A 10,139-nucleotide genomic window follows, 5' to 3' on the forward strand; every position below is an offset into this window, starting at 1 on the left:
ACTCACGTGGGGTCACCAGCCGGAACTCAGAATCCCGCCCTGCTGATTCCAGTCCTCGTCGGCCGGTTCTGGCCTGGCTCCCGGGGCCACTGCGTCGCGAACGCCCATGGAGTCGGCGAGAGTGTCCATCTGCGTGCGAGTTTCTGCGGCAAGTCGCTCGCGCTGCTTGTCAGATAGTGACTCGAGGTCGGCCAGAGCCGACGGGATCACCCTGTCGAGAGTGGCGTTGAAGGCCTCCGAAGCTACGAGGTCGCGCACCCCCAAGGCGCCCGACAAGACATCTGCAGCGAGACGACGAAACTCCGGATCCGGCGACTTCGCCGCGAGGACGGTCAACGACTGCTTCAGCTGAAGGGACACCCCAAGGTCGCCCCGTGCCACGTCGAATGTGCGTTCAGGCTTATCCATCACGCCCCCGGATGGTCGTAGGAAGCTTCGGGAAGACTGGGCAGATCGATGAACTCGCTGCCGGCGAGTGATCCGGTGATACCACCCATAAGGGCCTGGACGACGGACCAAGTTGTTGTCCAGTACTGGAGGACCTCACCCCACTTTTCGAGGATCATCAGAACCTGCAGAGTGGCCGCGCCCATCGCTGCGCCTGAACCGATAACGCCGACACCGGTCAGTGCCAGCGCCTCTGCGGCGGCAATCTCGATGAGGGCGATGATTGCCATGTCGGTAATGGCGGAGAGCGCATCCCCTACGGCCTTCGACAGCTCGTACATGGCAAGGGAAATCTGGTCGATCTGTTCTGCAATGGAACGAAGCGGTGACGCCTGGCTACCGACCGCGTCACCAAACTTCTGAAAGTAGCCGCGCGCGTTGTCGGCCGCGATGCCTCTCCACGGCTCGACGCCACGAAGACTCTCGTGGATTGCTGCGGAGAAGTGGTCGTTGTAGTCGGCCAGATTCTGGACGCTGTTCCCTGCGCGCTTCACGCCGTCCCAGTCGCCCGAGAGCTGTTCCGCCGCCCAGTCCCACGGATTGGACTTGATCACTGAGGTGCAGAACTGCTGGATGTAGAACGAGGGACTCAGGAACGACAAGCCGACGGCGTTCTCGAGCATGTCGGGAACAGGGTCGGAGCCATCGGGTTCGGTCAGTGCATCGACTGGACTACTGCTCATCAATTCTCCCCGACATAACTGCGATCGAGCTCAGCCGCGTATGCGTGATCGGTCGTCCTGTACATAATCGCGGTCGACTCCAGCTCCGTCGCGGAGCGATCGGAGAGGCTCCCCAGCGCCGCATAGTTCGCATCGAGTCGATCACGAACCTCTGCAATGGACTTCGTGACCTCGAAGAACGCCCGACCACTTGCTGTCGATAAGCCTAACCACCTGTTGAGGTAAGTCCTGGCCGGTGCAGTCTGCGCCGACAGTTCTCTCAGGTTGCGGGCAAGCCCGTCCAGAGCGGCCGGATCGACCTGCAATTCCTCAGACATTGGTCCCCCCGAACGATTTCGATGTGCGCCAGAATTACAACACACGATCCGTCCACGCCGGCCCGTCGGGTGAGTCGGCCGACTGCGATAATCCGCGCATGAACAATTCGGGGAGGGTTGACGTGTTGCTCGGCGTGCGGGCGGGCGAAATCGATATCGACAGCGCAGGTCCGTTGACCGCGCACTGGGCAGATCACCTGCTTCAGTTGGAGCGACCTGTTCCGCATGTGTGTGCCGTGCACGGTGAGCCGGAGGTAGATCGCAGGGAGACGACTCTATTGTCCGCCAAGGGGTCGAGGTCGCTGACGGGCGGGGATGTCGCCTCGGCGGGAAGATACACAGTGTCCATGGACTGGCCTGTCTGCACGCAGTGCATCGAGCGACAGAGGCGATGGCGCGGGGCGGCACTGGCAACCCTGGTGGGGTTTCTTGTTGCGGTCGTCGTCCTCTTCATCGCGGCCCAATCTGCCGAGAAGAACGAAGCGGTGCTGTCACTCGCCTTCTTCGCCGCGTTCGGACTGCTCTTCGGCGCGGCCAAACTCAACCAGCGTGCGACTCTGTTCACCGGTGCCACACTGAACGCTGACGGGACCGCGGTCGTTGTGGCACAGGCGCATCCAGAGTTCGCACGTCAGGTATAGCCGGGCTAACCCACGTGAGTGGCAAAGTGTGCTCGGGCACGCCTTGCCACTCACGTGTCAGCGGCGGGCGAAGACTGCGGGTTCGCTGTCGGGGACCTGGGCGACGAGGTCGCGGGCGACGAGGTGTCGAAGGTGGGCCGCCGCCTCGGACAGCGCCATGCCCTTGCCCATGGGGGAGATGTCGGCCCACGGCTTGTACCACTTCATACGCTCGGCGACCTGCCACACGGTGATCTGGTCGTCGCCGAAAGCCTTGTACAGGTGGTCGAGTCGCTCTTCGTGGTGCTCGATGAGTTCGCCGGCACGGCCCGCGACGTCGTCGATGGGGATGCCGTGGGCGCCGAGTCCCCGGGTGATGTCCATGGTCTGCACGCGGCGCAGCGAGTCCATGAACTCTGCCAGGCCGTCGCGCTCCTCGAGCGGGTACACGAAGTTGCCGACGTGCGGCGTCGTTTTTTGCAGGACGTGGTCGCCGGTGAACATCACGTCGGCGCCTTCCAAGTAGAAGCAGACGTGGCCCGGGGTGTGGCCCGGGGTGTAGACGGCGCGCAGGCTGCGGCCGGCGAGGGCAATGAGTTCGTCGTCGACGAGAACACGATCGGGCGCCGACTCGGGACCCGCCGGCGGCTTCCCACTCGTTGCCTTCTCGAATGCCTCGAGGTCTGCCGGGGCGGCACCGGCCCGCGTCATGTTGGCCTTCTGGAAATCCAACCACTCGGGTCCGTGACCGGTCGACATGTGCTCGAACATCCCGTGATCGGATTCGTGCATCGCAATCCACGCCCCGGAGGCCTCCCGGACGCGACCGCACAGACCGGTGTGGTCGGGGTGGAAGTGCGTGAGTACGACGCCTTCCACATCCTTCACCGAGTGTCCGATGGCCTCGAGTCCGGAGGTGAGGCCGTTCCAGGCGTTGTCGTCGTCCCAGCCGGCGTCGACGAGGATCAGACCGCCGGGTGATTCCATCGCGTACACCAGGGTGTGACCGAGGGGATTGTCGGTGATCGGCACCGGAATCTGGAAGATCCCGTCACCGATGGGCGCTGCGTCGCTCATGTGCATACCTCGTTGCCTAGATGAACAAATTAGTTCTACTTACCTTCATACTGACCTTTCACCGCGGTTTGCGATACCGCGGGTCCTGATTAGCGGAACGACATGGCCCGTGACCAGGTGCTTTCGCGCGAAATCCGACCGGGGGACCGGAAGGCCCACTGGATGCCGGACGCTATGGAATGCTCCACTCGGACCAGCTTTCAACATGCTCGCATTGCGACAGGAGACTGCTTTGACCACAACCCTCGTTCGATCACGCCGCCGGTGGTACACGTCCGGAATGTGTGGCCTCGCTGTAGTGGGTGCCTCGGGGCTGCTCGCCCCGAGCGTCGCGGTTGCCGCGCCGGCGGCGTTGCCTGCCGGCTGTGTGCAGGGCGCCGGCACCCAGGTGACCTGCACGTTCACGTTTACCGGCAGTGCGCAGTCGTTCACGGTTCCCGAGGGCATTACCAGCCTGGCGGTGACGGCAACGGGCGGACGTGGCGGAAACAGTCAAACCATCCTCGGCGGCGCCGCGGCCGTCGCAACGGGACAGCTGACGGTTGCCGCGGGGGACGCGCTATACATCCAGGTCGGCGGCAACGGTGGCGACGGCAACGGCCAGGCCGGATACAACGGCGGTGGGGCCGGCGGCACCGGCGCAAGTGGCGGAGGCGGTGCCTCCGACGTTCGCACCGGGACGGGTGAGCTGGCGGATCGTCAGATCGTCGCCGCGGGCGGAGGCGGTGCGGGTGACACCTATATCGGTGGCGCAGGCAACCTGATGGGACCTGCCGGCGGACCCGGTGGCGGGGGTGGCGGTGGTGGCGGCGGCACGGACGTCGCTGGTGGCATTGGAGGCAACGGTGGCACGGAACCACATGGCTCGCCAGGTGAGGCCGGTGTCGGTGGGGCCGGTGCGGGCACGGGCGGCGGTGGTGGCGGTGGCTGGTTCGGCGGCGGAGGTGGCGCCGAGAACTACGGCGGCGGCGGAGGCGGTGGCGGGTCGTCCTACGCGCCCAGCGGAACCTTCAGCGTCGCTGGGGTGGATGCTGTTTCGTCGGTAGTCATCACATACGGGGCCGGATCGGGAACAGGGTCACTCGGAAACCTCTTCGGCAGCAGCTGATCTCGACTCCCACGCTGGAGTCGTCGACACGGGCCGCGAAGTGGCACACGAAATCGGCAGCAGCCCCGAACTTTCGTCCGGGGCTGCTGCCGATCGTGTCGTCAGACTGCGACAGCCACCGGCGCAGAGGCGGTGGCGGATTCGTAAATCGCTTCGATGCGGCGCCGAGTCTCGTCGGGGTCGGACTTCATCGCGAGGACGAGTTCGGAAATGACGAGCTGCATTGCGTGCTCGAGCTGCCGCTTCTCGCCGGCCGAGAGTGGCTTGACCTGCGAACGCGTCATCAGATCGCGGATGACTTCACTCACCGTGAAGATTCCGCCGACTGTCAGCTTTTCCTGGTTGGCCTTGAATCGCCTGGACCAGTTCGACGGGTCGTCGACCGTCGGACCACGCAGGATGTCGAAGACTCGACCGACTTCGTCGTTGTTGATCGCATTCCGCACGCCGATGGATTCGGCTTTCGCTACCGGAATCTCGATGGACAGCCCGTTCTGGGCGACTTCGAACTGTACGTATTCGGTGGGCAAATCGTTGAACATCCGGGTCGTGAGCTTTGTGACAGTCACCGACCCATGGTGCGGGTACAGAAAAATATCACCGATATTGAGATTCATAGATTACCTACCCTTCCCCAACATTATGGCACACGCTGCCATATTGACAACCGGTGACCACGTGAGGACCATCGCGGGGGTGTGCTCCTACCGATAACGAAGGCCCTTGATGACCAGACCCGAAGTGTTCTCCGTGTCCCCTGACCTGCCCGCCGGCCCGCTGGGGCTGCGGGAGCGACGACGCGAGCAGACGAATGTCGAGATCAGCGAGACCGCACTCACACTGTTTGAGTACAAGGGTGTCGAGGGCACGACCGTCGGTGAGATCGCGCAGGCTGCGGGCGTGTCGCAGCGAACCTTCTTCCGATATTTCGCTACCAAGGAAGAGGCCGCGCTCCGCGATCACTGGGCCTTCGAGGCGGTCTTGGCTGGAGGGCTCGACCAGCTCGACGCGGAGGTCTCACCGAGGCTCGCGCTGGAAACGGCCTTCGCTGCTGCTTTGGCGATGTACTCGGACAGTTTGTCGATCGCCTGCCGACGATTGCTGCGGGTGAACCGACTCATCAAGAAGGAGCCGGCGCTGCGGGCGGAGCTGGCGCGCGAGAGTGTGCGGCGAACCGCGGCGCTTGTCGATGTGGTGTCGACGAGGTTCGACTGCGCCGACTTGCAGGTTCGACTGGCAGTCGATGTGTCGATCGCCGTGCTTCGTGCGGCGTTGGAAACGTGGGTGGACCAATCGTCCACCGATGAGACGGCGAGCCTGCCCGAAATCTATTTCTTGGCAAGGGGACTCGCGCAGGCGTGATCGGGGACGGTCCGCAGGCGCCGGCTCAGCCCTCCAGGAAGCTGAACCGGACGTGTCGCACCGGGTTGTCGACATTGGTGTCGACGAGGCACACGGATTGCCAGGTGCCCGTCGCGAGTGCTCCGTCGAAGACGGGCACGGACGCGTAAGGCGGAAGGAACGCAGGTAGCACGTGGTCGCGGCCGTGCCCATGGCTGCCGTGGCGGTGGATCCACCGGTCGTCGCGCGGAAGCACTTCGTCGATCGCGCGCAGCAAGTCGTCGTCGCTTCCCGCGCCGGTCTCGATGACGACGAGTCCCGCAGTGGCGTGCGGCACCCACACATGCAACAGGCCGTCACCGGCGCCTGCTGAGGCGAGGAACTTCTCGATCTCACGGGTCAGGTCGTGCACCACCGGCTCAGCGCCGGTGCGCACCTCGATCTCGGTACTGAACATAGTTCTGACGTTAGTGCCCTGGTGCGTGACGGCGCACGCGCTATGTGACCAAGCCCTGCCGCGATCGGAATCGTCAACAACGGATCGAGCGGCGTCGACTACTAAGGATGCAATCTTGATGAGGGCCCAACTAGTTGAGCGACCATGCTCAGGTACTCGAATCACTTGACGGTTTTACAGGCGGCTCGAGCGGCGGACCCTACCGCGCAGCGATTTCGCCCTCGGGATGGAAATCATGCGTGGAGCAGCAGGTTATTCTGTGTGCGCATGGAGGTTCCTTTCGGTGCAAAGCCCGGTCCCAGTATTCCCTTGGCGGAGGGGGGACCGGGTATACCGGAAACCGCTCCGCCGCCGTCACTGTCGCGGATGTGGTTTCGCGACCGCCGTCTCTACTACTTACGGCCGGCTGCCCACTTCATGCCCCAGCTGTAGGTCTTGTCGAGATCGGCCTGGCTGCCTTCGACGTACTTCACCTCGCGGGTGACGGTGATGCCTTGTCCGGTGTTCTGCAGCATCGCGATGGCGCAGATGCGAGCGGAGCTGTTCGACGAGTCCAGTCGCACCTCCACCTCGGGTCCGCTGGTGGGGTAGAGAGTGACGACGCCGTCCACGGCCGCCCAGTTGGGTGCGCCGTCGTAGATCATTGCGAAGATGAGGATCCGCTTGAACATCTCCGGTCGGTCGAGATTGATATGCATGTTTTCGCCCCCGGTCACGGTGCCGGTGCGATCGTCGGCGTCGAGCTTGACGAACGGCGGGTCCTGCAGCGATCCGAAACTGTTGCCGAGTGCCTGGACCACACCCTTCGACCCGTCGGCCAGTTCGTAGAGGCAGCCGAGGTCCAGGTCGATGCCGTTGGTGCCGCCCGCGGCGGCCGCGAGCTTCGCGAAGAAGCCGGTCTTCTTCGGCTGCGGTGTCGCGCCCGTCGACCAGTTGAGGTTGACCCGCATCGCGCCCTGCCGCTCACCCGACTTCGTGAGGCTGACGGAAGGCGCGGCCTTCGACAAGGTCACTTTGCTCAGATTGACTCCGCCCTGCGGTGCGGCAGGAGTGGAGGGGCGTCGGGTGTAGTCGATGGCCACAGGTGGGAACCTTCCGATTGACTGAGCGGCGCGCGTCAGACCGTTGTCCGATTTGCACGATTTCGGTCCAGGGTAGCGGTAGTCGTCCGGGACGCAGTCGGCCCGACCATGCTCACGCTGATTCCCGTGCACTCCACTCGATCGCTGGGCAGGTGTCCATCACCATCGCGACGCCCTTCGCGGTCGTTCGCTGGAAGGCGGCTTCGTCGATGACGCCCAATTGGAACCAGACACCCTTCGCGCCGATCTCGACGGCCTGGTCCGCGAACTCCCCGGCGGCCTCCGACTGGCGAAAGACGTCGACGACGTCTATCGGGAACGGCACATCCGCGAGAGTGGGGTAACCCTGCTCGCCGAGCACCGTCGGGGCGTCAGGATGGATCGGGACGAGGCGCTTCCCTCGGCGCTGCAACAGCTCCGCGATCCGGAACGCCGTCCGGTCCGGATTACCGGAGAGCCCGACGATTGCCCACGTTTCCCAGTCGTCGAGCATCGACGAGACAGCTTGGGGGTCCTGCCAAGAAGTGTCCACAATCGCAAAGTACCGCCTTCGGTGTTCCAAGGGGAGTGCAAGACGGGCGTCTATCGAAGTGGTCGCTATGGCGCAATTCAGGCGCGCGTGAGTAGTAGGCCGGCATTAGCCTTCGTCGGACCTTGTGGATTCAAGAACGAGGTTCAGTCCGAGGCCGCCTCGACAAAAGGGGTGCCGTTGTGGTCAAGGACACGCTCGAAAATGGGGTTGTCAGTGGGTGGTGTCACAGTATGGACGGTCAGGATCTGCGGATGACTCGTACTCGACAGAGGGGGATTGCATGTACAAGACTCGGACGGGTCTAACTCTCGCCGCTCCACGGGCTTTTTTCGGGTGGCTAGTGGTGGCTTCAATTTTGAATTGGCTCACCGTTGTTGGTGTGGGTGTCTTCCTTGTATTTGCGCTCGCAGAGTTCGCGGGCTTGGGGGCATCGATCGCCGGCCATGTCCTCGGATGGTCCGATCTCCTCGCCGTTGTGTTCCTAACGTTGTCTTGGGCGACGATCGGCGTAGTTATTGCCTTCTTTCCGCACATCATCGACATGGAGGACTGCTCGGTTAGCGCGACGTGGAAGCTCCTTATTCGGACCCGCTGGACAACCTCGACAACCGTGTACTACGGGAGTGCATTCGTTGCGCTCCTCTGCGCGAGATACCTCGACGGTGGTCTTCTCGGCCAGGGCATCGTGCTTGTTGCACTGGCTGTCGCCCTAATAGTCGCGTCCCGGTTCGCGCGCTCGGCTGACCGCGAGGTTCGACGTGTCGCACGTCTTAACCCGAATGCACCGATTCGTTGATCCAGTCGGGGTGAGTTTCAGTGTGCAGCAGTGGGCGGTGTGTGGGCGTGGTTGAGCGTCCGACCTCTCGTGTCGGGTTGTTCCACTGGGGCTTTCGCGTCGAGGTCGGGCAGGAGTCGCGGGTGTTAGACGATGGCCGGGTGATTGCGGCCGAAGGTTTTGTCAAACAGCGTGTGCCACGCCGTTTCCCACGGCCAATCCTGAGGGAGGTGCAGGGTCAGTCGCCTCGCCGAGGAGGCGATGCGTGCGGGGACCGAGACGAGGGTGCGCCGGAGGGTGCCGGTGGTCGCCCGCGTCAGCTTCGGATCGCCGGTGAGGGTGCCGGCGGCTCGGGTGAGGTTGAACGCCATTACCGCGCAGACGAGCCAGGCGGCGTTCGCGGTGAACCGGCCCGAAGGCAGGTGCGCGAGGGCGGAGTTCTTCAGGTCCGCGTGCACCTGTTCGATGATCGCGTGCTGACGGTGGGTTTTGTCGGCGGCGACGGTGTCTACATGGTCGGGGTCGGTGGTGGTGAAGAAGGCGTGGAACCGCCAGATGTCGAACAATGTGCCCTGTCCCTGGTCTTTGGGTGGTCGCAGGTCGGGGATGCGGCGCACGACCAGCCGCCCGGGGATCTGGTGGGCCTTCTTCTGGGAGGTGAACGCGGTGAACGGAATCTCTGCGACCTCCGCCCGCGAGATCCAGGTGTCGGCGCCCTCGTCGTAGACGGCGTCGGTGTACTCGATCGGCGTCCACGCGGACTCGTCCACGTCGATCGAGGCGATCGCCTGTTTGATGGTGGCGGTCAGGCGCACCGTGACCGAGACGTCGGCGCCCGCGCGGATCGCCGCACCGACGGTGGGATATCCGTAGAACGCCGAATCGCACCGGACCAGCGGTTTCAGCGGGCCGCCACCGCTCGGTCCGCCGGCCTGGGTGCGCAGCCGGTCGACGGTGGCCAGGGCGTCGGCGACCAGCCGGGCGGCCCCGCGCGGGGAGCCGCAGGCTCCGCGGCGCAGGCGTTGGGTGAGGATCACCGGCGTACCGGTCTCCGTGGTGACGGTGGCGAGCAGTGCGTTCAGCCCGCGCACGCCGGAGTAGCCGTATCCGGACCCTTGCTTTCCGTGGCCGTGGACCTCGATGATCGAATCGTCGATATCGACCAAGACCCGCCCGGTGTCGATCCCGGTGACCAGCGGGGTCTTCTCGGCGAGGTTGCCCAGGAACCGTGAGGCGACGGCGTCGAGTTGCCGGACGTGTCCGAAGGTGAACTGGCGGAGGAACGATCCCAGCGTCGACGGGGCATAGGGTCGGTCGAAGAGCGTTCCCATCGCCCCGTGTCGCACAATGGCCAGGTCGGCGATGCTGTCGGCGCCGGCGACCATCCCACCGATCAGGGATCCGATCTTGCGGCCCGGGTGGGCGCCTTTGTCGGTCGGGACGCTCAGGTGTTCGTCGGCGAGGGTGAGCAGGCCGCTGGCCTGCGCCAATGCCATCACCGGGACCAGCCCCGCGGTCGCCACCAGATTGGGGTCGTCGAACCTCGCCGCCGAGACGGGTCGAGTGTGAGATAGTTGCACCTACGAGATGCCCTTCGTCGTGGCCGAATTGTTTCTGTGAGAAGTTCAATTCTTCCACCACGGCAGGGCATTTCGCCGTTACGACCCACCCAAGGACTCATCCGGATCGGTGTATCCAGG

Annotated in this window: 13 protein-coding genes; 4 read left to right on the forward strand and 9 right to left on the reverse strand. The window is 64.2% G+C overall.

The window, feature by feature from the left end; genetic code table 11:
* Window positions 1–12: 12 nt before the first annotated feature.
* The 3 genes from ACNJ7E_RS11715 to ACNJ7E_RS11725 are packed head-to-tail and all read right to left on the reverse strand — an operon-like array spanning window position 13 to window position 1,447.
* Window positions 13–408: a hypothetical protein gene (locus ACNJ7E_RS11715; RefSeq protein WP_418339964.1), complete on the reverse strand. Its 396-nt coding sequence runs from the start codon at window positions 406–408 to the stop codon at window positions 13–15.
* On the reverse strand, window positions 408–1,130 hold the full coding sequence (locus ACNJ7E_RS11720) for a hypothetical protein (protein ID WP_418339953.1): 723 nt from the start codon (window positions 1,128–1,130) through the stop codon (window positions 408–410). Before ACNJ7E_RS11720 ends, ACNJ7E_RS11715 begins: the two co-directional genes overlap by 1 nt.
* Window positions 1,130–1,447, reverse strand: a complete 318-nt coding sequence (locus ACNJ7E_RS11725) for a type VII secretion target (protein WP_418339954.1) — start codon at window positions 1,445–1,447, stop codon at window positions 1,130–1,132. Before ACNJ7E_RS11725 ends, ACNJ7E_RS11720 begins: the two co-directional genes overlap by 1 nt.
* A gap of 98 nt (window positions 1,448–1,545) precedes the next feature.
* Between ACNJ7E_RS11725 and ACNJ7E_RS11730 the strand changes: the two genes are divergently transcribed.
* Entirely contained in the window at window positions 1,546–2,088 is a 543-nt protein-coding gene (locus ACNJ7E_RS11730; protein WP_418339955.1) for a hypothetical protein, read from the forward strand.
* 57 nt (window positions 2,089–2,145) lie between these two features.
* Here ACNJ7E_RS11730 and ACNJ7E_RS11735 read toward each other — a convergent pair whose 3' ends face one another.
* Complete coding sequence (locus ACNJ7E_RS11735; protein WP_418339956.1) at window positions 2,146–3,144, reverse strand: MBL fold metallo-hydrolase; 999 nt, start codon at window positions 3,142–3,144, stop codon at window positions 2,146–2,148.
* 232 nt (window positions 3,145–3,376) lie between these two features.
* Here ACNJ7E_RS11735 and ACNJ7E_RS11740 point away from each other — a divergent pair, with 232 nt between their 5' ends.
* Window positions 3,377–4,252 carry a glycine-rich protein gene (locus ACNJ7E_RS11740; RefSeq protein ID WP_418339957.1) on the forward strand — a complete coding sequence of 292 codons (876 nt, stop codon included), beginning with the start codon at window positions 3,377–3,379 and terminating at the stop codon, window positions 4,250–4,252.
* A gap of 101 nt (window positions 4,253–4,353) precedes the next feature.
* Here the strand turns inward: ACNJ7E_RS11740 and ACNJ7E_RS11745 are convergent, their stop codons facing one another.
* Window positions 4,354–4,821, reverse strand: coding sequence for a CarD family transcriptional regulator (locus ACNJ7E_RS11745; protein WP_241961835.1), 468 nt, complete (start codon window positions 4,819–4,821; stop codon window positions 4,354–4,356).
* 181 nt (window positions 4,822–5,002) lie between these two features.
* Here ACNJ7E_RS11745 and ACNJ7E_RS11750 point away from each other — a divergent pair, with 181 nt between their 5' ends.
* Window positions 5,003–5,614: a TetR family transcriptional regulator gene (locus ACNJ7E_RS11750; protein ID WP_489686832.1), complete on the forward strand. Its 612-nt coding sequence runs from the start codon at window positions 5,003–5,005 to the stop codon at window positions 5,612–5,614.
* A 25-nt stretch (window positions 5,615–5,639) separates the two neighbouring features.
* Here the strand turns inward: ACNJ7E_RS11750 and ACNJ7E_RS11755 are convergent, their stop codons facing one another.
* The 3 genes from ACNJ7E_RS11755 to ACNJ7E_RS11765 form a co-directional block, all read right to left on the reverse strand.
* Window positions 5,640–6,050: a secondary thiamine-phosphate synthase enzyme YjbQ gene (locus ACNJ7E_RS11755; protein ID WP_009474393.1), complete on the reverse strand. Its 411-nt coding sequence runs from the start codon at window positions 6,048–6,050 to the stop codon at window positions 5,640–5,642.
* Window positions 6,051–6,442: 392 nt separating this feature from the next.
* The gene (locus ACNJ7E_RS11760) at window positions 6,443–7,132 is read right to left on the reverse strand and encodes a TerD family protein (RefSeq protein ID WP_054245682.1); all 690 of its coding nucleotides are present in this window, start codon (window positions 7,130–7,132) and stop codon (window positions 6,443–6,445) included.
* Window positions 7,133–7,244: 112 nt separating this feature from the next.
* Window positions 7,245–7,664 carry a CoA-binding protein gene (locus tag ACNJ7E_RS11765; RefSeq protein WP_418339959.1) on the reverse strand — a complete coding sequence of 140 codons (420 nt, stop codon included), beginning with the start codon at window positions 7,662–7,664 and terminating at the stop codon, window positions 7,245–7,247.
* Between the two features lie 379 nt (window positions 7,665–8,043).
* On the opposite strand from ACNJ7E_RS11765, the gene ACNJ7E_RS11770 reads away from it, so the two are divergent.
* Window positions 8,044–8,460, forward strand: a complete 417-nt coding sequence (locus tag ACNJ7E_RS11770) for a hypothetical protein (RefSeq protein WP_418339960.1) — start codon at window positions 8,044–8,046, stop codon at window positions 8,458–8,460.
* 125 nt (window positions 8,461–8,585) lie between these two features.
* Here the strand turns inward: ACNJ7E_RS11770 and ACNJ7E_RS11775 are convergent, their stop codons facing one another.
* Window positions 8,586–10,019, reverse strand: coding sequence for an IS1380 family transposase (locus ACNJ7E_RS11775; RefSeq protein WP_418339173.1), 1,434 nt, complete (start codon window positions 10,017–10,019; stop codon window positions 8,586–8,588).
* Window positions 10,020–10,139: the final 120 nt, after the last annotated feature.

This window comes from Rhodococcus mengyinensis (assembly GCF_048381435.1).
Lineage (GTDB): Bacteria > Actinomycetota > Actinomycetes > Mycobacteriales > Mycobacteriaceae > Rhodococcus_F > Rhodococcus_F opacus_D.

What these genes read in the sequence shown, in the direction of transcription:
- ACNJ7E_RS11715 (WP_418339964.1), bottom strand. Translation starts at nt 408, where the DNA reads ATGGATAAGCCTGAACGCACATTCGACGTGGCACGGGGCGACCTTGGG.
- ACNJ7E_RS11720 (WP_418339953.1), bottom strand. Translation starts at nt 1,130, where the DNA reads ATGAGCAGTAGTCCAGTCGATGCACTGACCGAACCCGATGGCTCCGAC.
- ACNJ7E_RS11725 (WP_418339954.1), bottom strand. Translation starts at nt 1,447, where the DNA reads ATGTCTGAGGAATTGCAGGTCGATCCGGCCGCTCTGGACGGGCTTGCC.
- ACNJ7E_RS11730 (WP_418339955.1), top strand. Translation starts at nt 1,546, where the DNA reads ATGAACAATTCGGGGAGGGTTGACGTGTTGCTCGGCGTGCGGGCGGGC.
- ACNJ7E_RS11735 (WP_418339956.1), bottom strand. Translation starts at nt 3,144, where the DNA reads ATGAGCGACGCAGCGCCCATCGGTGACGGGATCTTCCAGATTCCGGTG.
- ACNJ7E_RS11755 (WP_009474393.1), bottom strand. Translation starts at nt 6,050, where the DNA reads ATGTTCAGTACCGAGATCGAGGTGCGCACCGGCGCTGAGCCGGTGGTG.